Source organism: Gemmatimonadaceae bacterium, from assembly GCA_019637355.1.
GTDB lineage: Bacteria > Gemmatimonadota > Gemmatimonadetes > Gemmatimonadales > Gemmatimonadaceae > Pseudogemmatithrix.
The window spans coordinates 2,413,938-2,435,235 of record JAHBVT010000001.1 but is presented as its reverse complement, the minus strand read 5'-3'; the positions used below and the strand labels follow the sequence as shown (position 1 = coordinate 2,435,235).

General features: G+C 69.7%; 20 protein-coding genes. 7 read left to right on the top strand and 13 right to left on the bottom strand.

The genetic code is table 11. The features are described from left to right. Window positions 1–32: 32 nt before the first annotated feature. The 12 genes from fmt to KF689_11145 form a co-directional block, all read right to left on the bottom strand. Window positions 33–971, bottom strand: a complete 939-nt coding sequence (gene fmt, locus KF689_11200) for a methionyl-tRNA formyltransferase (protein ID MBX3133933.1) — start codon at window positions 969–971, stop codon at window positions 33–35. A gap of 101 nt (window positions 972–1,072) precedes the next feature. Continuing rightward, window positions 1,073–1,660 (bottom strand): peptide deformylase, encoded by a 588-nt coding sequence (def, locus tag KF689_11195; protein ID MBX3133932.1) that lies wholly within the window; start codon window positions 1,658–1,660, stop codon window positions 1,073–1,075. A 5-nt stretch (window positions 1,661–1,665) separates the two neighbouring features. Next, window positions 1,666–2,022 carry a preprotein translocase subunit YajC gene (gene yajC, locus KF689_11190; GenBank protein MBX3133931.1) on the bottom strand — a complete coding sequence of 119 codons (357 nt, stop codon included), beginning with the start codon at window positions 2,020–2,022 and terminating at the stop codon, window positions 1,666–1,668. Window positions 2,023–2,069: 47 nt separating this feature from the next. Next, window positions 2,070–3,128, bottom strand: coding sequence for a tRNA preQ1(34) S-adenosylmethionine ribosyltransferase-isomerase QueA (gene queA, locus KF689_11185; protein MBX3133930.1), 1,059 nt, complete (start codon window positions 3,126–3,128; stop codon window positions 2,070–2,072). A 44-nt stretch (window positions 3,129–3,172) separates the two neighbouring features. Beyond that, on the bottom strand, window positions 3,173–4,204 hold the full coding sequence (ruvB, locus tag KF689_11180) for a Holliday junction branch migration DNA helicase RuvB (protein MBX3133929.1): 1,032 nt from the start codon (window positions 4,202–4,204) through the stop codon (window positions 3,173–3,175). 9 nt (window positions 4,205–4,213) lie between these two features. Continuing rightward, complete coding sequence (gene ruvA, locus KF689_11175) at window positions 4,214–4,810, bottom strand: Holliday junction branch migration protein RuvA (protein MBX3133928.1); 597 nt, start codon at window positions 4,808–4,810, stop codon at window positions 4,214–4,216. After that, window positions 4,807–5,424: a crossover junction endodeoxyribonuclease RuvC gene (gene ruvC, locus KF689_11170; GenBank protein MBX3133927.1), complete on the bottom strand. Its 618-nt coding sequence runs from the start codon at window positions 5,422–5,424 to the stop codon at window positions 4,807–4,809. Before ruvC ends, ruvA begins: the two co-directional genes overlap by 4 nt. Next, entirely contained in the window at window positions 5,402–6,142 is a 741-nt protein-coding gene (locus KF689_11165; GenBank protein ID MBX3133926.1) for a YebC/PmpR family DNA-binding transcriptional regulator, read from the bottom strand. Before KF689_11165 ends, ruvC begins: the two co-directional genes overlap by 23 nt. A gap of 126 nt (window positions 6,143–6,268) precedes the next feature. Beyond that, the gene (locus KF689_11160) at window positions 6,269–7,354 is read right to left on the bottom strand and encodes a hypothetical protein (GenBank protein MBX3133925.1); all 1,086 of its coding nucleotides are present in this window, start codon (window positions 7,352–7,354) and stop codon (window positions 6,269–6,271) included. A 3-nt stretch (window positions 7,355–7,357) separates the two neighbouring features. Next, a complete protein-coding gene (locus tag KF689_11155) occupies window positions 7,358–8,701 on the bottom strand; it encodes a tetratricopeptide repeat protein (GenBank protein ID MBX3133924.1) in 1,344 nt (447 codons plus the stop codon). A gap of 8 nt (window positions 8,702–8,709) precedes the next feature. Beyond that, a complete protein-coding gene (locus tag KF689_11150; GenBank protein ID MBX3133923.1) occupies window positions 8,710–9,522 on the bottom strand; it encodes a DnaB-like helicase C-terminal domain-containing protein in 813 nt (270 codons plus the stop codon). 81 nt (window positions 9,523–9,603) lie between these two features. Further along, complete coding sequence (locus KF689_11145; GenBank protein ID MBX3133922.1) at window positions 9,604–10,029, bottom strand: hypothetical protein; 426 nt, start codon at window positions 10,027–10,029, stop codon at window positions 9,604–9,606. Window positions 10,030–10,119: 90 nt separating this feature from the next. Here KF689_11145 and KF689_11140 point away from each other — a divergent pair, with 90 nt between their 5' ends. From KF689_11140 to KF689_11120, 5 genes are read left to right on the top strand one after another with little or no spacing between them, the layout of a single operon-like run. Beyond that, on the top strand, window positions 10,120–11,940 hold the full coding sequence (locus tag KF689_11140; GenBank protein ID MBX3133921.1) for an ABC transporter ATP-binding protein: 1,821 nt from the start codon (window positions 10,120–10,122) through the stop codon (window positions 11,938–11,940). Then, window positions 11,927–12,865: a lysophospholipid acyltransferase family protein gene (locus tag KF689_11135; protein ID MBX3133920.1), complete on the top strand. Its 939-nt coding sequence runs from the start codon at window positions 11,927–11,929 to the stop codon at window positions 12,863–12,865. The genes KF689_11140 and KF689_11135 overlap by 14 nt, the downstream gene beginning before the upstream one ends. Continuing rightward, window positions 12,862–14,028: an aminotransferase class V-fold PLP-dependent enzyme gene (locus tag KF689_11130; GenBank protein ID MBX3133919.1), complete on the top strand. Its 1,167-nt coding sequence runs from the start codon at window positions 12,862–12,864 to the stop codon at window positions 14,026–14,028. The genes KF689_11135 and KF689_11130 overlap by 4 nt, the downstream gene beginning before the upstream one ends. Further along, entirely contained in the window at window positions 14,016–15,701 is a 1,686-nt protein-coding gene (locus KF689_11125) for a peptide chain release factor 3 (GenBank protein ID MBX3133918.1), read from the top strand. The genes KF689_11130 and KF689_11125 overlap by 13 nt, the downstream gene beginning before the upstream one ends. Window positions 15,702–15,747: 46 nt before the next feature. Continuing rightward, a complete protein-coding gene (locus KF689_11120) occupies window positions 15,748–16,422 on the top strand; it encodes a hypothetical protein (GenBank protein ID MBX3133917.1) in 675 nt (224 codons plus the stop codon). A 24-nt stretch (window positions 16,423–16,446) separates the two neighbouring features. On the opposite strand, the gene KF689_11115 is transcribed toward KF689_11120, so the two are convergent. After that, window positions 16,447–17,733, bottom strand: a complete 1,287-nt coding sequence (locus KF689_11115) for a tyrosine--tRNA ligase (GenBank protein ID MBX3133916.1) — start codon at window positions 17,731–17,733, stop codon at window positions 16,447–16,449. Window positions 17,734–17,785: 52 nt separating this feature from the next. On the opposite strand from KF689_11115, the gene KF689_11110 reads away from it, so the two are divergent. After that, on the top strand, window positions 17,786–19,903 hold the full coding sequence (locus KF689_11110; protein ID MBX3133915.1) for a PBP1A family penicillin-binding protein: 2,118 nt from the start codon (window positions 17,786–17,788) through the stop codon (window positions 19,901–19,903). Further along, window positions 19,903–21,249, top strand: a complete 1,347-nt coding sequence (locus KF689_11105; protein ID MBX3133914.1) for an amidohydrolase family protein — start codon at window positions 19,903–19,905, stop codon at window positions 21,247–21,249. Before KF689_11110 ends, KF689_11105 begins: the two co-directional genes overlap by 1 nt. The last annotated feature ends 49 nt before the right edge of the window (window positions 21,250–21,298 follow it).

Genomic DNA, 21,298 nt, shown 5'->3' with positions numbered 1-21,298 from the left:
CTCCAAAGATAGTCGGTCAGCGGAGGCCTGCCCTACGCGGGCAGTTCCCAGCAGTCGCCCACGGCGATGCCGCGTCCCTGGTACCAGTCCAGCGCGGCCACGCGCCGCCGGCCTGCCGGGTGCACTGTCTCCACGGCGATGGCGCCGCTGCCGCAGGCCACGACCATTCCCATCTCGCCCACCTCGAGCACCTCGCTGGGTTCGCCGCGACGGTCCGGCAACACGCGCACGCCGAAGAGCCGAACCTCGCCATCGCGCACCACGCCCCAGGCGCCGGGCCGCGGATCGAAGGCCCGCACCGCCCGTGCCACTTCCGCTGCCGGCCGACGGAAATCCAGCTGCGCCATCGCGCGATCGATCTTCGGCGCATACGTCACCAGCGACTCGTCCTGCACGCGCTCGTTGATGCCGCCGAGCTCCTCCAGCGCGAGGTAGCCGATGATGGCTTCCGCGCCGAGCTCCGACAGCGCCTCCGTGAGTTCGCCGCCCGTGATGCCGTCGCTCAGCGGTACGCGCAGCTCGTGCAGCACCGGCCCGGCGTCGAGCTGCAGCACCATCCGCTGGATGCTCACGCCGGTCTCGGCGTCGCCGGCGAGGATGGCAGCTTGGATCGGTGCCGCGCCGCGCCAGCGCGGCAGCAGCGACGCGTGGATGTTCACCGTTCCGCGCGTGGGCAGGTCGATGACGTCCTGCCGCAGGATGTGCCCGTAGGCGACCACCACGCTCAGGTCCGGCGCGAAGCTACGCAGCTGCGCGAGGAACTCCGCGCCGCGCGGACGCTCTGGCTGCAGCACGGGGATGTCTTCCTCCAGCGCGACCGCCTTCACCGGCGGCGGCACCAGCGTGGACCGCGAGCGGCCCTGCGGGCGATCCGGCTGCGTCACCACACAGACGACGTCGTGCCCTTCGCCAAGCAAGGCGCGCAGGGTGGGGACGGCGAAGTCGGGGGTGCCGAAGAAGGCGAGGCGCACGGGACAGACTTGGGACGGAAGACGGAGGACGGAAGCCAACGGCAACTGCTGGAAAGGATACAACACGGTGGGCGCTCTCGGTTCCAGCGCCCACCGACCACCTATAACGCGTCGTGATGCTCCGCGCCTGCGGCCGCACTCCTTTCGTCTTCAGTCTTCCGTCCCGGCGCCTTCGCCGGAAGCACCCTGACCAACTTCGGATACTTCACCTTCTCCTCGTCCCAGGCACTCATCGCGCGGCGGCGGTTCAAGAAGCTGAGATGGTCGAGGAAGAGCTTGCCGTCCAAGTGGTCGAGCTCGTGCTGGATGCACACCGCAAGCAGCTCGCGGCCTTCGAGTTCAAAGGGCTGTCCATCGAGACCCAGCGCGCGGACCTTCACGTAAGCCGAGCGCTCCACCCAACCGAACACGTCGGGGATCGAGAGGCAACCTTCCTCCCACTTGATCTTCCCCTCGCGCGCGATGATCTCGGGGTTGAACAGCACCGCCGTTACCTCGCCGACCTCGACGACGCACAGGCGCTCGCTGCGGCCGACCTGCGGCGCGGCGAGGCCGACGCCGTCGGCGGCGCGCATCGTCTCGAGCATATCGGCGGCGAGCCTGCGCAGCTCGTCCGTCACCTCCGTCACCGGCGTGGTGACTTCGCGCAGGACGGGGCTGCCGAGGACGGTGATCGGGAGGACGGCCATCGGAGCTACGCGGCGGGCTCGCTGCCGCCCACGGAAGCGATGCGGCTGCGCACGACGATCAGCTTGGACTCGCCGCTGCGCACGGTGATGTGGTCCTGCAGCGACGGGCCCGGCTTGCCGTCGCGTGCGTTGTCTTTGATGTGCACCACTTCACCGACGATGCCGCCGGCGGTGACCACCTGGTCACCCTTCTTCATCGCGAGGATCGCCGCTTCGTGCGCCTTCCGCTGCTTCTGCTGCGGACGGATCATCAGGAAGTAGAAGATCGCGAAGATGGCGCCGATCTGGAACAGGAACGGCGCGAGCGCGGAGCCGCCAGTCGGGGCAGCTGGAGTGGCCTGCAGGAAAATCGAAATGGGCATTGGGACGGAAGACTGAAGACGGAAGGAGTGGCAACTGGGAAATCTAACTACAGAATCAGCATCGCATCGCCGTAGGAGTAGAACCGGTAGCCCTCGCGCACGGCGGTCGCGTAGGCCTCCATCGTGAACTCGTAACCGGCGAAGGCCGCCACCAGCATCAGCAGGGTGGAGCGGGGCAGGTGGAAGTTGGTGATCAGCACATCCGCCGAGCGCACCACCGCCGGCGGGCGGATGAAGATCCGCGTCTCGCCGCTGCCCGCGGCGTAGTGCCCATCCTCCCGCCACACGGTCTCAAGCGTGCGCAGCGCCGTAGTGCCCACGGCGCCCACGCGGTGCCCCGCACGGCGCGTCGCCGTGAGCGCGGACGCGGTCTCCTCGCTCACGTCGTACCACTCCTCGTGCATCTCGTGCTGCGACGGATCCTCCACCTCCACCGGCTTGAACGTTCCGGCGCCGACGTGCAGCAGCACCTCCGCCCGCCTCACGCCCTGCGTCTCCAGCGCGGCGAGCAGTTCCGGCGTGAAGTGCAGGCCGGCCGTCGGCGCGGCCACCGAACCCTCCTGCCGCGCATACACGGTCTGGTAGCGCTCGAGGTCGCTGGCGGTGTCGCCGCGCTCGATGTACGGCGGCAGCGGCACGTGGCCGTGCGCCGCGATCGCCACGCGCTCGGCGGCCCGATCGCCCGCCCGCGCGCCCTCGACGCGCAGCCGCACGAGCCGCGTGCCGCGCTCCGTCGGCTCGCCCATCTCGGCGGTGAATCCCTCCGAAAACGTCACCACTCGACCCGGCTTCAGCTTGTTGCCCGGCTGCACCATCGCTTCCCAGCGCGCCTGCGGGGCCTCCTTGAGCAACAACACTTCCGCCGGTGCGCCAGAGTCGCGAGTGCCGAGCAGCCGCGCCTTGAAGACGCGCGTCGTGTTGAGCGTGAGCGTGTCGCCCTCGCGCAGAAACTTGGGAAGCTCACGGAAGCGGTGATGCGCGATTGTGCCGCCAGCACGGTCCAGCACCATCAGGCGGCTCTCGTCGCGACGCGCGGCCGGCGCCTGCGCGATGCGGTCCAGCGGCAACGCGAAGTCGTAGTCGGAGGTGAGGAGACCGCGGGGCATCGGATCGAAAGGCGGGCGCGCCATCCTGCGAGCGCCCAAGCGCCTCAGAACAGCTCGGGCTGCGCGTCCGCCGGTCTGTTCGGCGGCGGGTACCCCAGGTGCCGGTATGCCTGCGCCGTGGCCATCCGGCCGCGCGGGCTGCGCTGCAGCAGGCCGTTCTGCACGAGGAAGGGCTCGTACACCTCCTCCAGCGTCTCGGCGTCCTCGCCTACCGCTGCGGCGATTGTCCCCACGCCGACCGGGCCGCCATCGAACTTCTCGATGATGGCACGCAGCAGCCGCGTGTCCATCTCGTCGAGGCCGAACTCGTCCACGTCGAGCATCGCCAGCGCCTCGCGCGCCACCTCGCGCGTGATGTGGCCGTCGGCCTTCACCTGTGCATAGTCGCGCACCCGGCGCAGCAAGCGGTTGGCCACACGCGGTGTCCCACGTGCCCGCCGCGCCAGCTCGCTGGCCCCGGCCGCGTCCACCTGGGAGCCAATCACGGCCGCCGTGCGATGCACGATCTCCTCCACTTCTTCGGCCGGATAGTAGTTGAGCCGCAGCTCGATGCCGAAGCGCGCGCGCAGCGGCGCCGTCAGCATCCCGAGGCGCGTCGTCGCGCCGATGAGCGTGAAGCGCTCGATCGGCATCGTGATCGTCTGCGCCTTCGGGCCCTCGCTGAGCCGGATGTCGATCTTCGAGTCTTCCATCGCCGGATACAGGAACTCGTCGATCACCGGCCGCAGGCGATGGATCTCGTCGATGAACAGGATGTCGCCGGCGCGCAGGTTCGTCAGCGTGCCCACCAGGTCCCCCGGCTTCTCCAGCGCCGGCCCGCTGGTGGTGTGGATGTTCACGCCCATCTCGCGCGCGATCAGCTCGGCCAGCGTCGTCTTGCCCAGCCCCGGCGGGCCGAAGAGCAGCGTGTGATCCAGCGGCTCCTGCCGCGCCGTCGCCGCGTCGATGTAAATGCGCAGCGCGTCCTTCACCTTGCCCTGCCCGATGAACTCAGCCAGCCGCTGCGGGCGCAGCGACAGCTCCACCACCGACTCGTCGGTGAGGGCCTCGGGCGTGGTGATCTCGGGGCGCGACATTCCGGAAAGCTACTTCGCGAGGGCGGCCAGCGAACGGCGGATCAGGTCGGCCGTCGTCTCGCCGCTCGGTGCCCCGTCCAGCGCACTGCGCACGGCGCGCTCGGCGTCGGCGGCCTGATAGCCCAGGGCCACGAGCGCACGGACCGCGTCGGCGCTGGCGCCGCCGCTCGGCGCCGCCTTGCCCGCGCCGGCCTCCACCGGGCCCTCGAGCTTGTCGCGCAGCTCCAGCACCAGGCGCTCGGCCAACTTCTTGCCCACCCGCGGCACGCGCGTGAGCGTCGCCAAATCGCCCTCGCGCACGGCGCGCACCAACCGCTCGCCGGTGAGCGTGCTCAGGAGATTCATCGCCAGCGCCGGCCCCACGCCCGTGGTGCCCATCAGCCGCTGGAACAGCTTGCGCTCGTCGGCGCTGGCGAAGCCGTACAGCGTCCACGCATCCTCGCGCACGACCATCGCCGTGTGCAGCGCAATCTCACCGCCCGCGCGGGGCAGGGATTCGAGCACGCTCAGCGGCACCATCACCTCGTAGGTGACGCCACCGCTGGTGCGCAGCTCGATGCGATCCAGTCCGTGCGAGGCCAGCGTGCCGTCGAGGCGGGCGATCACTTGGACCTCCGTCCCGTCGCGGCGGTCGCGCCGGTCCCAGTGCGCGCTGCGGACACCCTGCGCAGCAGCGGCCCGATTCCGCGAGCGCCCGCCAGCGCCCGCTGCGTGCCAATCCGCATCGCACAGGTGAGCGCGGCGGCGACGCCGTCGGCAGCGTCGCTCGGTTGCGGGGGCGTCTTCAGACGGAGATGCTGCGCGATCATCAGTTGCACCTGGAGCTTGGTGGCGGCACCGGCGCCGACCACGGCCTTCTTGATCTCGGCCGGCGGATATTCGTGAATCTCCACGCCGGCCTCCTCGCCCGCGAGCAGGATGACGCCGCGGGCGTGACCGAGCACCAGCGTCGTGCGCACGTTCTTGGCGTAGAACGCCGCTTCCACCGCCATCGCCTGCGGCTTGTGGCGCGCCAGAAGCTCACGCACACCGTCGGCGATGTCCTTCAGGCGCCGCGGCAGTGGCCATTCGGCCTTGGTGCGAATCACGCCGCATTCCACGAGCACGGGCGTCGCGCCTGCGCGCACCACGCCGTAGCCGGTCACGGCGGTGCCGGGGTCAATGCCGAGGATCAGCACGACGCGCCGGCGCGCCGCTTCACGCCGACATCTCCGACATATCCATATCGAAGTTGGCGTCCACCTTCTGCACGTCGTCGAGGTCCTCGAGCTGCTCCATCAGCTTGATCAACTGTGACGCGTTCTCGCCTTCCACGCGCACGTTGCTCTTCGGCACCCAGGTCAGCTCTGCTTCCGACGCGACCAGCCCCGCAGCCTCGAGCGCCTGCTTCACCGCGTGCAGGTCGGCCGGCGCAGTGGACACCACGAACTGCTCGTCCTCGCGCACGAAGTCCTCGGCGCCGGCCTCCAGCGCCTGCTCCATCACGCCGTCCTCGTCACGGCCCTCGACGGGAATGAAGATCTGGCCCTTGCGGTCGAACATAAATGCCACCGAGTTCACCGCGCCGAGGTTGCCGCCGCCGCGCGAGAGCTTGGCGCGGACTTCCGCCACCGTGCGCGTCGGGTTGTCGGTCAGCGCCTGGATCATCAGGGCCACGCCGCCCGGCCCGTAGGCCTCGTACAGCACTTCCTGATACTCCACGCCCTCGAGCTCGCCGGTGCCCTTCTTGACGGCGCGCTCGATGTTCTCCTTGGGACAGGACTGCGCCTTGGCGTTCTCGATCGCCGTGCGCAGCCGCGGATTGCCGTCAGGGTCGCCGCCACCGGCCTTCGCCGCGACGGTGATTTCCCGCAGCAGCTTGGTGAACAGCGCGCCACGCTTCTTGTCCGTGGCGGCCTTGTAGTGCTTGATCTGTTTCCACTTACTGTGGCCGGCCATACTGGGGACGGATGACGGAGGACGGATGGTGGGAGCCGAGGGCTCCGGAGACCACAGAGAATCTAACGGCCGCGAGAGGACTTGTCCCCCCGCGGCCGCTTCAATCTTCCGTCCTCCGTCTTGACCTCAGTTCACCCGTAGCGTCACGCTCGTTCGCAGCCCGCTCACCGACGTCGCCGACCCGTCGACGACCGAGTACAGGTTGCCGAGGCTATATCCCACCGAGGGGAACAGGCCGACGCGGCCGACGGGGACGCGCAGGCGCAGTCCGAGATTCACGAGGTTACCGGCGCGGGCGCCACCCACCTGCCACAGGCGCGTCTCGACGTTCGGCTGCAGCAGCAACTGACCCATCGGGATGCTCACCGCGCCGGCGATGTTGAACACATTCTCGGCCGGCGCGTCGGCGCCGAGGATCTCGCCTTCGAGACGGTAGAGGTTCCAGGCGCTGAGGAACACGTCCGCGCCCTTCATCGGGAAGTTCCAGCCCGCCGTGGCGATGAGGCGATCGCCGGTGCTGTACGTCGTGGTGTCGGCGATGTCCTCACCGAAGATCGAGTACGTGAGGCCCAGCGACAGCGCGCCGTCACCCACCGGACGGTCGGCGTTGAAGGTCACGCGGTATTCGTCAGCCGGGGTGAAGCGGAAGTCCGACGACGCGACCTCGAAAGCCGCGAACTCGGTGCTCTTTCGTGCGCTGGCGCCGCCGCCGACGTTCCAGCTGCCCATCGGCCGCGCGTAGGCGACGCCGCCCGTCATCGCCAGGCCGTTGCCCATCGACGAAATCGGGTAGTACAGGAAGTCATTGCCGATCTGACCGGCCGCCTCCTGCTGGTTCTCCGGCACCGAGTATTGACCCGTCGGCAGGTTCAGGCCGACCGTGACGAGCAGGTTGTCTGCGCCAATCCGGAAGTTGCCGCGGATCTGCGTGTCGGTGAGGCCGCTGATCTCGCTCGCCGTGGAGTCGTCCACGGTGACGCGCGAGTTGGCGAAGGCGGTGGAGACGTCGACGGACACCTTCTCGCCGAACGGCAGGATCACCACCACCGGCAGCGCGAGTTGCGAGACGCTGCGCTTGCCCGGCCCCGAGCCGAAGGTGAGCGAGGTGAAGGTCGGCGCCGTGAGCACCGACGAGTTCTCCAGCAGCTGCGCCGAGAGCGGGCTGCCGGCGAGGACGACCAGGAGCGGAGCGATCCGCGAGAGCGAGCGCATCGGTTACGGCCGGCGAAGAATGAAGGTGACCGTGCCTGTGCGCGGCGTCGGTTGGTCAAGGCCGGTGCCGTTCGTGGATTGGTCCACGTTCGGCGGCGGCGGTTGCGAGTTGCCGTTGCGGTCCGAGTTGGAGATCGGTGTCACCGACGGCGGGTTCACGTTCTGCGACACCGTGTTGAGCGTGTTCGACGTGCCCGGCGTGACCGTCTCGCCGCGCTGCGCGCTGCTCACGGTCTGCGACTCCGTCCCCTGCAGTCCCCCTTCAATCGTCGCTGCGGTCACCTGAGTGCCCACGGCCGCCGCCTGCGCCGCCTGCAGCCGGACGCCCGCCGCGCCGAAGCCCGGGTCCAGCGACCGCGCTTCCTGGAAGTACCGCGACGCGTCCTCGAAGCGGCCGTCGTCCGCCGCCATCAGGCCGCGGCTGTACGCCAGGAACGCGTTCAGGTTCGTCGTCGCCTGCCGGTCCACCAACTGCCGCTCGGCCGGCGTCAGCGTCACGCCGAGCTGCTCGAACACGCGCAGCACCAACTGCTTCTGCATCGCGAACAGGTTGTCGAGGTTGTTCGACACCGACACCGGCGCCGCCAGTTCGGACGTGCTCACGTCGATCACGTTCGATTCGATCGTGAGCTCGCTGCCGGTGGTCTGCACCATCGAGCCGTTCACCAGGCGTCCGGCGCGAATCAGCTTGCCGGCCCGCACCGCCGTCGCCGCGTCCACGCGGTCGCTCTCGCCCAGCCGGATTTCATCCGCGATCGCCTGCATCCGGTCGCGCTCCACGACCGTCAGCTGCGCTGAGCGCGAGAGGTCGGTGATCATCAGCTCGGCGAAGCCGCGCTCCAGCGGTTGCAGCGTCTCCGCATCCGGCCCGGAGAACTTGAACGGCGGCACGGCGATCGTGCGGCGGTCACCCGGCGTCTGCGAGAGCGTGGCCTCGTTGGCGACGGCCGCCCGCGCCGATGCCACCACCTCGAGCCGCGCAATCGCGACAAGGCGCTGCTGGATGTCCCTGCGCGTGCGGCGCGAGCGGCCGACCTTGAGGTAATCCTCGTAGGCCGCCTTCGCACCCGCGTAGTCCTGCGTGCCCTCCGCCGCGAGCCCGGCGTACAGCGCGCTCACGCCGTCGCGCGGATCAAGCTGGCGTGCCTGATCCAGCACGGTGCGCGCCTCGGCGAAGCGATCGGCCTTGTAGTACGCGACGCCCAGCGCGCGCAGCGCCGCGACGCTACGCGGGTTGGCCGCGCGCGCCGCCTCGAGTCGGGCGACGGGGTCGCGCTGCTGTGCCTCGGCTGCCGGGGCGGCGAGGGCGAGCAGGGCGCAGGCGAGTAGCAGACGGGAATGACGCATCACTTCTCCTAGCGGTCGGGGTCCAGCATATCCTCAAAGCGCAACCACTGCTTGTAGAAATACAGGTCGACATATCCGGTCGTGCCGTTGCGGTTCTTGCGCACCAGCAGTTCCGTCGCACCCTCCACGCCGTAGCCCGGCGCGTACATCTCCTCGCGATACAGCGCTAGCACCACGTCGGCGTGCTGCTTCACCGCGCCGAGGGCACCGAAGTCATCCAGCGTCGGGCGCGCGTCGGCGCGCGCCCGCTCCCACTTGGGCAACTGTGCCGTCACCAGCACGCTCACGTCGAGGTCCAGTGCCGCGGCCTTCAACGCCCGCATTGCGCTGGCGAGCAGCTCGTCCTGCGGTCCCTCGCCCAACGCCAGCGCCTGAAGCGAATCCACGACAATCAAATCGCACGCCAGCTCGCGGATGCGCGTGCGCAACGCGTCCAGCGAGGCGCTCGGCAACGGCTCGACGCGCGGCGAGCGGTCGCGGAGGCGCACCGCTGCCGCGCCCACGTTGGCGCGGGTCAGGTCATCGAGCTTGCCGCTGCGAAGGTCGTCCACGCGCACGCGACCCTCGAGCGCCAGGGCGCGCTCCATCACCCGCTCCGTCGTCATTTCGCCGGTCAGGAACGCCACCGGCACCCCGCCCTGCGCCACCCGCACCGCCATCGCCAGCGCCAGCGCCGACTTGCCACTGCCCACGTCGCCACCGATCACCACCACGTCACCGCGCCGCAGGCCGCCGCCCAGCGCCCGGTCCAGGCTCGGGAAGCCCGTGCGCACCGTGTCCCCCGACGGCTGTCCGTCGGTGGCCAAGTCCACACGCCGCATCACGCGGCTGATCGGGGAGATGTCGTTGGGGCGCAGAGGAGCCTCACGAAATAAGGAAGCGCGGGCGACCTATTCTACGGGTCAGTCCACGCCTCCGGCAAGCACGAGGGCATCCTGGCGCAGCCGGTCCGCCAGGGCGCTGAGCTCTGAACGTGCCACTTTGTCGAGCTGCGACGCGGTGACGTCGGTCACCCCGGCAAGGGCCTCGGCCATCACCGTCCGGTCCCCTTGGGCGCTGGCCGCGATGCCCTTGAGCAGGGCCGTGCGCGTCTTGGCCGGCAGCGCGAGGGCGCTCAGCCACCCTTTGGCCTGCTCGGCGCGCGCGCGACGGGCGTCGACCGTCAGCGGATGAGGCAGGCGCATTCCGGCGGCCAACCGCGCCACCATCAACGCCCCCGTGAGCGCCTCTCGCCCGCCGCCCAGCGGTGCGCGGGCCGCCGCCGCCGCCAGCCCCGGGAACGCAAACAGCGCGCGCGGCGGCGCATACGGGGTCGGAGCGTGGGCCATAACCCCAAGTTGCCGCTCTCTCCCTCCCCGTGGAAGGGGCTATCTTGCCACATCTATGTCGCAGATGATCCCGGCCCTGGGCACTTCCTGATGCGGCTCTACCGCCGCCTGCTCACCTTCCTGCGCCCCCACTCCTGGCGGCTCGCCGGGAACGTGCTCTTCAACGTGATCGCCGCCGCACTCGACGGCATCGCGTTCACCCTGCTCATCCCGTTCCTCAACACGCTCTTCGGCCTGCCCAACGCCATCGCCCAGGATATGGGCTGGCTGACGGTCATCCAGGAGCGGCTCATCGGCGCCTTCCTCGTCCCCGACGACCCGCTCGGCTCGCTGCAGGGCGTGATCCTCGTGATCATCGCGATGGTCGCGCTCAAGAACGTGTTCCTCTGGGCCGGCGGCCAACTCGGCGCCTCGCTGCAGGAGTACATCACGCGCGACCTGCGCGCGGCGGTGTTCTCGCATATGCAGCGCCTGCCCTTGGGCTGGTTCTCGCGCACCAAGACGGGCCAGATCATCGCCCGCATCCTCACCGACACCGAGCAGACCAAGGCCATCCTCGCCGAGGTCGCCACGCGCACCATCCAGAACGCGGCGCAACTCGCGGTCACGGTGGTCATCCTCTACCGGATGTCGCCGCGGCTCACGCTCTACGCGTTGGTGGTCGCCCCGCTCATCATCGGCCTGCTGCAGCCGATCCTCCGCAAGTTGCGCAAGGGGCATCGCCGCCTGCGCGCCGAGTACGGTGAGATCACCAGCGTGCTGCAGGAGGTCGTCAGCGGCATCCGCCTGGTGAAGTCCTTCCGCGGCGAGCGCTACGAGGACGGCCGCTTCCTCGGCGCCTCGGCCCGCTACTCCAAGGGGATGACGCGCATCCAGCGCATCGCCCTGCTGAGCGGCCCGATGACCGAGGTGCTGGGCACCATCGTGGCCGTGGCCATTCTCTGGCTCGGCGCACGCGAGGTCCTCGGTGGCGGCGCGATGGACGGCGGCACGCTCATCACGTTTATGGTGCTGGTGATGCGCCTCTTGCAGCCGCTCAAGCAGCTCTCGCAGGCGCCCACCACCGCGCAGCAGTCGCTGGCGGCGGCCGAGCGGCTCTTCGACGTGCTCGACCAGCCCACCGAAGCGCAGTCGGATCGCGGGACGCGCAGCGTTCAGACGCTGGAGCGCGACTTGGTGTTTGACGCGGTGGGTTTCGCCTACGGCGACCGTCCCGTGCTCAGCGACGTCTCCTTCACTGCCGCGCGCGGCGAGGTCATCGCGCTCGTGGGCGCCAGCGGGGCGGGCAAGAGCACGCTGGTGGACCTCATCCCGCGCTTCATCGAGCCCACCGCCGGCCGCATCCTCCTCGACGGCGTCGACACGCGGGAGATCACGCTCACCTCGCTGCGCCAGCTCACCGGCATCGTCTCGCAGGACACCGTGCTCTTCAACGACAGCGTGCGCGCCAACATCGCCTACGGTGCGGCCGAGCAGTACACGCAGCAGCAGGTCGAGGCGGCGGCCCGCGCCGCCAACGCGCACGAGTTCATCGCCGCGCTGCCCGAGGGCTACGAGACCGTGCTCGGCGAGCGCGGCACGCGCCTCTCCGGCGGCCAGCGCCAGCGCCTCGCCATCGCGCGCGCACTGCTCACCGACCCGCCGATCTTGATCCTCGATGAAGCGACGAGCGCGCTCGACACCGAGAGCGAACGCCTCGTGCAGGAAGCGCTGGACCGTTTGCTCGCCGGCCGCACGACGTTCGTGATCGCACATCGGCTGAGCACCATCGTGCACGCCACGCAGATCCTCGTGATGGACGAAGGCCGCATCGTCGAGCGCGGGACGCACGATGCGCTGCTCGCGCGCGGCGGGGCCTACGCGCGTCTGCACGCGCTGCAGCAGCGGGGCGGTGGCGATGGCGACGCCTGAGCGCGCCGCCGCCCCCACGCTCACGCAGCGCCTCGAGTACGGCATCCTGCGGCTCGTCGCCGCGGCGCTGCGCCCGTTCAGTTGGAAGACGGCCTCGGGTATCGGCGCCTTCATCGGTGGGCTCGGGTACTCGCCCTTCCGCGTGCGCGCCGGCCAGGTGGAGCGCTACATCCGCGCCGCGTTCCCGGAGTTCGACGAAGCCCGTGTCCGCGCCGTCGCCCGCGAGAGCTACCGCGGGCTCGGTCGCGTAACCATCGAGAGCATCCTGCTTTCGCGCGAGCCCAAGGAAGCCGTGCTCGCCGCGTTCTCCGGCACCGATCGCTGGGAGCTGCTCGAGGCGGCCGTCGCCCAGGGACGCGGCGTCGTCCTCGTCAGCGGACACATCGGGAGTTGGGAGCTTTCCGCCGCGTATATGGCCGCGCGCGGCATCCCCGTGGACGCCATCGCGATGCATATGGCCAACCCGCTCAGCGATGCGTTCTTCAAGCGCACGCGCGAGCGCTTCGGCGTGCGCGTGCTCTTCGACGACGAGGCCGTGCGCGCCATCCCGCGCTCGTTCCGCGACGGACGCGCCGTCGGCTTCCTCTCCGATCAAGGGGCCAAGGGCCTCGCGTCCACCTACGTGGACTTCTTCGGGCGCCCCGCCAAGACCCCGCGCGGTGCCGCCGTGTTCGCCATCCGCAGCAAGCTCCCGATCCTGTTCATCGCCGCGCTCCGGCAGCCGGACCAGTCGTACCGCTTCATCGTGCGCGAGGTGACGCTGGCCGAGCACGAGGACCGCGACCAGGCCGTAGACGACACCGTGCGCAACTATACGAAAGCCATCGAGGACTGCGTGCGCGAGCATCCCGAGCAGTACTTCTGGCAGCATCGCCGCTGGAAGCGCCAGCCGCCCGACACGCCCCCGCACCTCCGAGAGCCGTGAGCTACCCGTACGACGTCGCGTCCATCCGCGCCCGCGAGTATCCCTGGGAGGCGCGTGGCGAGGCCGTGCACTTCGATCACGCCAGCATCGGCGTGATCCCGCAACGCGCCCGCGACGCCGTCGCCGCGTACAACGACAAGCGCGCCGAGATGCACGCGATGCGCGCCGAGGACTTCTTTCCGCAGTTGGACCGTTCGCGCGCGCTCGTCGCGCAGCTGATCGGGGCCAGCGCCGACGAGATCGCGCTCACGACCAACACCAGTTGGGGCGTGAACCTCGCGGCCTATGCGCTCCCCCTCGGCCCCGGCGACACCGTGCTGGGGAGCGAAGGCGAGTTCCCCGCGAATGTGTACCCGTGGATGGCCGCCGCCAAGCAGCGCGGGTTCACGTTCGAACTCGTGCCGATGCAGGGCTTCGCGGTGGACGAATCCGAGATCCTCCGGCGCATCGAGACCGATGCGCGCGTCAAGGGCGTGGCGCTCAGTTGGGTGTCGTTCTGGACTGGGTATCGCATCGACGCGAAGGCCATCGGCACGGCGTGCCGGAAGCGCGGCGTCTGGTTCGCGATGGACTCCATCCAAGGACTCGGCGCCTGCGCGCTCGACGTACGCGACGTACCGGTGGACATCGTGTCCAACGGCGCGCAGAAGTGGCTGTGCTCGCCCTGGGGTGCGGCGTTCGCGTATGTGCGGCGCGAGTTGATCGCGCAATTGGAGCCGCCCGCCGCCGGGTGGCTCTCGCAGGCGACTGCCGGCGATTTCGCGAAGTTCCTCGATTACGATCCCGCCTGGCGCGACGACGCGCAGCGATTTGAGGTGGGCTCGCTGCCGATTCAGGACTTCGTCGGAATGAATGCGACGCTGGAGTTGTTGCTCGCGATCGGCCCGGCGGCCATCGAGGACTATCTCGGCGGCCTCACCGGCGAGCTGTGGAACCTCGCGTCCTCGCTCGATGGGGCCACGGTGCTGACGCCGCCGGAGCGCGAACGTCGCGCGGGCATCGTCGCGTTTCGGACGCGCGACGTGGCGGGCGACTCGGCGCGGCTGCGCCAGGCCGGGGTGGTGCATTCGGTGCGCGAGGGTGCCATTCGGCTTGCGCCGCATTTTCACAACCTGCCGGACGATCTGATGCCTGTGATGGATGCACTTAGATTCCATCCGTGACCGCTCCCGCCATTTCCGCTGCCGCCCTCGCCGACCAGATCGCGCGACGCCGCACCTTCGCCATCATCTCGCATCCCGACGCTGGCAAGACCACCTTGACGGAGAAGCTGCTGCTCTACGGCGGCGCCATCCACCAGGCCGGTTCGGTGAAGGCCCGCAAGGCGCAGAAGCACGCCACCTCCGACTGGATGGCGCTCGAGCAAGAGCGCGGCATCTCGGTCACGAGCTCGGTGCTGCAGTTCGAGTATCACGGCTACAACGTCAACCTGCTCGACACGCCCGGCCACGCCGACTTCGGCGAGGACACCTTCCGCACGCTCGTCGCCGCAGACTCGGTCGTGATGCTCCTCGACAACCGCAAGGGCGTCGAAGAGCGGACGCGACAGCTCTTCGAGGTCTGCCGCCGCCGGCGGATGCCGATCTTCACGGTCGTCAACAAGTGCGACCGCGTCGGCGAGGATCCGCTCAAGCTGGTGTCGGACGTCGAGGCCGAGCTCGGCATCATCGCCGTCGCCGCACACTGGCCCATCCACATCTCGGACCCGGTGCACGGCACCGTCTTCCGCGGCGTCTACGACCGCCGCCAGAAGCGCGCGTTCCTCTTCGAGCGCGACGACCGTCACGGCGCGGATAAGGTCGAGACGACGGCCATCGAACTCGACGGCCCGAACGACCCGAAGCTCCTCGAGGTACTTGGCAACACCGACGAGGCGCTGCAGGCCGTCGAGAAGCTCGCCCACGACATCGAGCTGCTCGACATGGCCGGCCACGAGTTCGATCCCGCCGCGATCATCAGCGGCGAGATGACGCCCGTGTACTTCGCCTCGGCCCTCACCAACTTCGGCGTCGAGCCCTTCCTCGAGGACTTCCTGCCCCTCGCACCCGCGCCGGTGGGCCGCGACAGCAACGCCGGCCGCATCGAGCCCAGCGGCGAGGCCTTCACCGGCTTCGTCTTCAAGGTGCAGGCCAATATGGATCCGCGGCATCGCGATCGCGTCGCCTTCCTCCGCGTCTGCAGCGGTCGCTACGCCGCCGGCCTCGAGGTCACGCACGTCCGCACCGGCAAGAGCTTCAAGCTCGCGCCGCCCCAGCAGTTCCTCGGCCGCGAGCGCGCCTTCGCCGAGGAAGCGCTGCCGGGCGACGTCGTCGGCGTGCACGACCGCGGCAACCTCCGCATCGGCGACACGCTCGCCGCGCCGGGAGCCCCGAAGGCCGAGAACGGCAAGCTGCTCGAGTACGTCGGCATCCCGCGATTCGCGCCGCAGCACTTCGCACGCATCCTCTCCAAGGACCCGCTGCGCCGCAAGGCGCTCGACAAAGGCCTGCGCGAACTCTCGGATGAAGGCGCGGCGCAGGCCTTCTTCGCCGAGTCACAGATGGGACCGGTGCCGATCGTCGGCGCCGTCGGTATGCTGCAGTTCGATGTGATGGTCCACCGGCTCGAGAACGAGTACGGCGCGCCCTGCACGCTGGAGATGATGCCGTACCGCTTCCCGCGCTGGGTCACCGGGCCCGAGGCCGCCATCCGCCGGCTCGGCGAGGCCCAGGACCTCACGCTGCTCACCGATTCCAAGGGCCAGCAGGTGCTGGTCTTCCGCGACGAGTGGCGGTTGCGCTGGGCGCTGGAGAAGGGGGCGGAGCAGGGGCTCACGTTCCACACCGAGGCACCTTGAGCCGCATCGGGGTATTTTAGGGGGTCACTCTCCCCAGGAGCTCCAGATGCGCACGATTGCATTGCTCGCCACGGCGGCACTCATCGCCGTGCCCGCCCAGGCCCAAGACGATCCCGATCGAGTGGTCGGTGGCGGAATTCAGGTCGACGGGTGGAAGGGCCGCGTGGACCGCCGTCCCGCCTCGCAGGGCCGGACCGTGAACGACTCGCGAATGCGGATGGAAAGCGGCGCGCTGCGCCTCTCCGTCGGGCCTGCCGGCAACTTCTGGAACCCGTCGCACCACGCCCACGGCAACTACGAGGTCAGCGCGACCTTCAAGGAACACCGGATGGCCGCGTCGCACCCGCACTCCTACGGCATCTTCATCGGCGGGAACGACCTCGAGAGCGACACCGAGACGCTGATGTACTGCATCGCCTACGGCAACGGCACCTACTCGATCAAGACCTTCCACGGCGCCAACGTGCAGACGCTCGTGGATCGCGCCGCCTCCGACGCCCTCGTGAAGGCCGACGCCAACGGCGAAGCCACCAACACCATCGGCTGGCGCGTGCAGGGCGGCAATGCCTCCTGCGTCATCAACGGCACGGCGGTCCACACCGTGACCCGCGCACAGGCCGTCGCCGCCGACAAGCTGAAGTCGCTGGATGGCAACTACGGCATCCGCGTCAGCCACAACCTGGAATTGACGGTCAGCGGACTGCGGATGACGGCGCGCTAGGCGCGTCGCGGGATCAGGACAGGGTCAGCGCGCGAGGTCGAGCACGGCGATCTCGCGCGCGCCTTTTCTGAGCAGCAACCAGCGGCCGCGCACGGCCGCGTCCGTCGCGACGTGCGTCGCATCGCCCGCGAGCTTCGCACCGTTCACGCTCACCGCCCCCTGCTGCACCAGCTTCCGCGCGGCCGTCTTCGACAACTCGAAGACGGCAGCCAGTGCGTCCACCACGTTCACCCCGGCGCCCTCGACCGTCACCTGCACCGACGGCATCTCCGCCGCCAGCGTCGTGAACACCGCGTCGCTGAGCGCCTGCGCGTCCACCTTTTTGTCGAACACCGTCCGCGACACGGTCTCGGCGAGTTCCGCCGCCGCCGCGCCGTGGATCAGCGCCGTCACCTCGCGCGCCAGCCGCTTCTGCGCCCCGCGTTCGTGTGGTGCCGCCGTGTGCGTCGCCTCCACCGCCGCGATCTCCGCCTGGCCCAGCAGCGTGAACGTCCGCAGCAGCCGCCCGACGTCGGCGTCCTCGGTGTTGATCCAGAACTGGTAGAACTTGTAGACGCTGGTCAGCCTGGCATCGAGGTACACCGCGCCGGCTTCGGTCTTGCCGAACTTCTTGCCTTGCGCGTCAGTGAGCAGCGGGAATGTCAGCCCGTGCGCCTCGCCACGCTGCGTGCGCCGCACCAGCTCCGTCCCGGCCGTGATGTTGCCCCACTGGTCGCTGCCGCCCAACTGCAGCGTCACGCCGTCCTTCGCGAAGAGCCGCGCGAAGTCGTAGGCCTGCAGCAGCATATAGCTGAACTCGGTGAAGCTGATGCCGGTCTCCATCCGCGACTTCACCGAGTCCTTCTGCATCATCCAGTTCACCGTGAAGTGCTTGCCGGTGTCGCGCAGGAACTCGATCAGCGCGAGGCCGCCCAGCCACTCGGCGTTGTTCCGCACGACGAAGCGCGGTAGCGCCTCGGCGCCCAGTGCATTCGAGGCCACCCGCTGGATCTGCTGCCAGATCAGCTCGGCGTTGGCGGCGATCTCGTCGGCCGAGCGCATCGGCCGCTCCTCGCTCTTGCCCGAGGGGTCGCCGATCATCGCCGTCCCGCCGCCCACCAAGGCCACCGCGCGATGGCCGGCCTGCGCCAGCCGCACCAGCCCCATCAGCGAGACCAAGTTGCCCACGTGCAGGCTCTCGGCGGTCGGATCGAAGCCGCAGTAGCCGGTCGCCGGGCCCTTGCTGAGATGCGCCTCGCAGCCCTCGGTCTCCTGGAAGAGGAGGCCGCGCCAGCGGAGGTCGTCGTGCAGGGAAGTGAGGGACGGCGTCATCCCCCGAAAATACCGCTCGCGGGAGAGGAAGTCACTCCACTAACTTTCGTTCGTGCTCGCCTACATCCGCAGGAATCCCCGGCTGCGCCGGTTTGCCCTTATCGGCGCCCTCGCCGCCGCCGGCCTCGCCCTCGTCGGTGCCCTCGTCTTCAGCGTCTGGTGGACCTGGTTCCTCTGCTCCGCCGAGACCTGCCCGAGCATCGAGCAGTTCGGTGAGTACAAGCCGGCCGAGCCGGCCCGGCTCTACGCCGCCGACGGCCGCTTCATCGGCGAGGTCGGCCTCGAGCGCCGCTCGGTCGTGTCGCTGGACCAGATCCCTCGCCACGTGGTCGACGCCTTCGTCATCACCGAGGACAAGCGTTACTACCGCCATCGCGGCATCGACTACACCCGCGTCGTCGGCGCGGTCATCGCCAACCTCAAGGCCGGAAGCTTCGCCGAGGGCTTCTCGACCATCACGATGCAGTTGGCCCGCAACATCTTCCCGGCGCAGTTGCCGTCGCGCTCCAAGGCCAAGAGTGCGGTGGACAACCTCGTCCGCAAGTTCCGCGAGGCCAAGGTCGCGCGGCGCATCGAGGCGCGCTATCCCAAGGAGCGCATCCTCGAGCTGTACCTGAACCAGATCGCGCTCGGCGCCGGTGCCTATGGCGTCGAGGCCGCCAGCCAGCGCTACTTCGGTCGCCCGGTCAGCGAGATCACGGTGGCCGAAGGCGCCTTGCTTGCGGCCCTGCCCAAGGCGCCCTCGCGCTACAACCCCCGCCGCTTTCCCGACCGCGCCATCCAGCGCCGCAACACGATCCTTGAGTTGATGCGCCGCGAGAACGCCCTCTCGGACGCCGACGCGAGCATCGCCAAGGCCTACCCGCTGCGTCTCAACCGCGCGGCCCGCGGTGCTGGGGATCCAGCTCCGTACTTCGTCGAGTGGGTGCGCACCGAGCTCGAGCGGCGCTTCGGTCGGCAGGTCTACGAGAACGGCCTGCGCGTGCTCACCACGCTGGACCTCGATATGCAGGGTGCCGCCGAGCGCGCCGTGGAGCGCCAGCTCCGCACCATCGAGGCCGGGACCTGGGGCGAGTACCCGCACCTGACGTACGAGGGCTACCTCGCCCGCACCGCCAGCGGCGATGTCGCCGGCAGCGGCAACAACTCGCCCTACCTGCAGGCGAGCTTCGTGGCAGTGGACCCACGGACCGGGGCCGTGCGCGCGCTGGTGGGCGGCCGCGACTTCGACGACTCCAAGTTCGACCGCGCCACCCGCGCACTGCGCCAGCCGGGCTCGAGCTTCAAGCCCATCGTCTACGCCACCGCGGTGCAGACCGGCCGCCCGCCGAGCTACTTCCTCGACGACGAGCCCATCGAGGTCCCGCAGCTCGACGGTACGGTGTGGTCGCCGAACAACTACGACCTGCGCTTCGAGGGCCGCGTCACGATGCGCCGCGCCCTGCAGCACTCGCGCAACCTCCCCGCCATTCGCCTGGCGATGGAGATCGGCGAGGCCAACGTCGCCGAGATGGCCAAGAACTTCGGCATCAGCACGCGGGTGCCGCCGTATCCGTCCATCGCACTGGGCTCGGCCGACGTGTACCCGCTCGAGATGATCGCGGCGTACTCCACCTTCGCCAACCTCGGCTGGCGCGTCGCGCCCAATCCGATCCTCCGCGTCGAGACCCTCGACGGCCGCAGGCTCTACGAGGCCGAACCCGAACGCATCCAGGTGCTCTCGCGCGAGGAAGCGTGGATCATGACCGATATGCTCCGCGACGTGATCCGCGCGGGCTCGGGCATCCGCGTGTGGAACGAAGGCTTCCGCATCCCCGCAGGCGGCAAGACCGGCACGACCAACGATTACACCGACGTGTGGTTCATCGGCTACACCGCCGACCTCGTCGCCGGCGTGTGGATCGGTTTCGACAATCCGAAGGAGATTATGGGCAACGCGCAGGGCGGTCGTCTCGCCGCTCCGGCGTGGACGGCGTTTATGCGCGAGGTGTACGAGCGCAAGCCGGCCCCGCCCGACTGGCCGCGGCCCGCCGGCATCGTCGCGATGCCGATCGATCCCGCCACCGGCCTGCGCGCCGGACTCGGTTGCCTCTCCGATTCCGTGCGCACCGAGTACTTCATCCTCGGGACTGAGCCGCAGCAGGAGTGCCCGCGCAGGCTCTTCCCCTGATGGCGGCGCGCGTCCGCTGGCACGCGCGCTGGGTGGTACCGGTGGCCACGCCGCCGATCGAGCAGGGCACGGTCATCACGGACGGCGAGCGCATCGAATGGGTCGGCCCGCGCGCGCAGGCACCCGCCGGCGGGCGCGACGAGGATCTCGGTGACGCCATTCTCACGCCGGGCCTCGTCAACACGCACACGCACCTCGACCTCACGGTGCTGCGCGGCCTGCTCGCGGGCCTGCCGTTCTTCGACTGGGTGCGCACGCTGGTGCGCGCCTCCGGCGAGGTGCTCGATGACGTCGATCGCGAGGCGTCGGCGGCACTCGGAATTGCCGAAGGACTGCTCGCGGGTGTCACGACCTACGCCGACACCGCGCCCAACGACGCGCCGTTCAACGCGATGCGTGCGATGGGCGTGCGCGGCATCGCGTACCGCGAAGTCTTCGGCCCCGATCCGGGCGACGCCGGCAAGTCGCTCGCGCTCCTGCAGGACCAGGTCGCCGCGATGCGCCAGCGTGCGACGGATCTCGTGCGCGTCGGCGTCTCGCCCCACGCGCCGTACTCCGTGAGCGACGCGCTCTATGCCGCCGTCGCGCAGTGGGCCGCGGCCGAGCGGCTGCCGGTCGCGGTGCACATCGCTGAGAGCGCGGACGAGACATCCTTGGTCACGCGCGGCGCCGGGGCCTTCGCCACCTTCCTGCAGGGCCGCGGCATCGCCACGCCGCCCCGCGGCGGCGAAGCGCTGGACGTCATCGCGAACGCCAGCCTCCTGCGCCGCGACACGCTGCTGGTCCACTGCGTGGAGGTCTCCGCCGCCGGCGTCGCACGCATTGCCGACGCCGGCTGCGGTGTGGCGCACTGCCCGGCTTCGAACGCCTGGCTCGGCAACGGTGTGGCCCCGCTGCTCGCGATGCTGCGCGCCGGCGTGAAGGTCGGCCTTGGCTCGGACTCGATGGCGTCCAACGACCGAATGGACATCCTGGAGGAAGCGCGTTTCGCCAGCCTCGCCCAACGCACGGCCAGCGGACAGCCCGAGGCCGTCAGTGCGCAGCAGGCCTTCCGCCTCGCCACGCTCGGCGGCGCCGAGGCGCTGGGGCTGGACGCCGAGGTCGGCTCGCTCGAGGCGGGCAAAGCGGCCGACTTCGCCGTTTTCGCTGCGCCGAGCGCAGAGATTGGCGACGTGTACGAGGCGCTCGTGTTCGGCCCACGCCCACGCACGCTGCGCACCGTCGTGGCCGGGCGCGAACTCCAGCGGGACGGCCAGGTGTCCGCCCTCACCCCTGCGCAACGCGCCCGTACCGACGCCGCCACAGAGCGCCTCCAGCGGTGGCGCCGCTCCCAACAGTCAGTTTAGCTTGCGAAGGTCTTTCGGCAGTTCCTTCCGTCCTCCGTCTTCCGTCTTC

What these genes read in the sequence shown, in the direction of transcription:
- KF689_11135 (MBX3133920.1), top strand. Translation starts at nt 11,927, where the DNA reads ATGGCGACGCCTGAGCGCGCCGCCGCCCCCACGCTCACGCAGCGCCTC.
- KF689_11145 (MBX3133922.1), bottom strand. Translation starts at nt 10,029, where the DNA reads ATGGCCCACGCTCCGACCCCGTATGCGCCGCCGCGCGCGCTGTTTGCG.
- KF689_11155 (MBX3133924.1), bottom strand. Translation starts at nt 8,701, where the DNA reads ATGCGTCATTCCCGTCTGCTACTCGCCTGCGCCCTGCTCGCCCTCGCC.
- ruvB (MBX3133929.1), bottom strand. Translation starts at nt 4,204, where the DNA reads ATGTCGCGCCCCGAGATCACCACGCCCGAGGCCCTCACCGACGAGTCG.
- def (MBX3133932.1), bottom strand. Translation starts at nt 1,660, where the DNA reads ATGGCCGTCCTCCCGATCACCGTCCTCGGCAGCCCCGTCCTGCGCGAA.
- KF689_11105 (MBX3133914.1), top strand. Translation starts at nt 19,903, where the DNA reads ATGGCGGCGCGCGTCCGCTGGCACGCGCGCTGGGTGGTACCGGTGGCC.
- KF689_11140 (MBX3133921.1), top strand. Translation starts at nt 10,120, where the DNA reads ATGCGGCTCTACCGCCGCCTGCTCACCTTCCTGCGCCCCCACTCCTGG.
- KF689_11120 (MBX3133917.1), top strand. Translation starts at nt 15,748, where the DNA reads ATGCGCACGATTGCATTGCTCGCCACGGCGGCACTCATCGCCGTGCCC.
- yajC (MBX3133931.1), bottom strand. Translation starts at nt 2,022, where the DNA reads ATGCCCATTTCGATTTTCCTGCAGGCCACTCCAGCTGCCCCGACTGGC.
- KF689_11165 (MBX3133926.1), bottom strand. Translation starts at nt 6,142, where the DNA reads ATGGCCGGCCACAGTAAGTGGAAACAGATCAAGCACTACAAGGCCGCC.
- KF689_11160 (MBX3133925.1), bottom strand. Translation starts at nt 7,354, where the DNA reads ATGCGCTCGCTCTCGCGGATCGCTCCGCTCCTGGTCGTCCTCGCCGGC.
- queA (MBX3133930.1), bottom strand. Translation starts at nt 3,128, where the DNA reads ATGCCCCGCGGTCTCCTCACCTCCGACTACGACTTCGCGTTGCCGCTG.
- KF689_11150 (MBX3133923.1), bottom strand. Translation starts at nt 9,522, where the DNA reads ATGCGGCGTGTGGACTTGGCCACCGACGGACAGCCGTCGGGGGACACG.
- KF689_11115 (MBX3133916.1), bottom strand. Translation starts at nt 17,733, where the DNA reads ATGACGCCGTCCCTCACTTCCCTGCACGACGACCTCCGCTGGCGCGGC.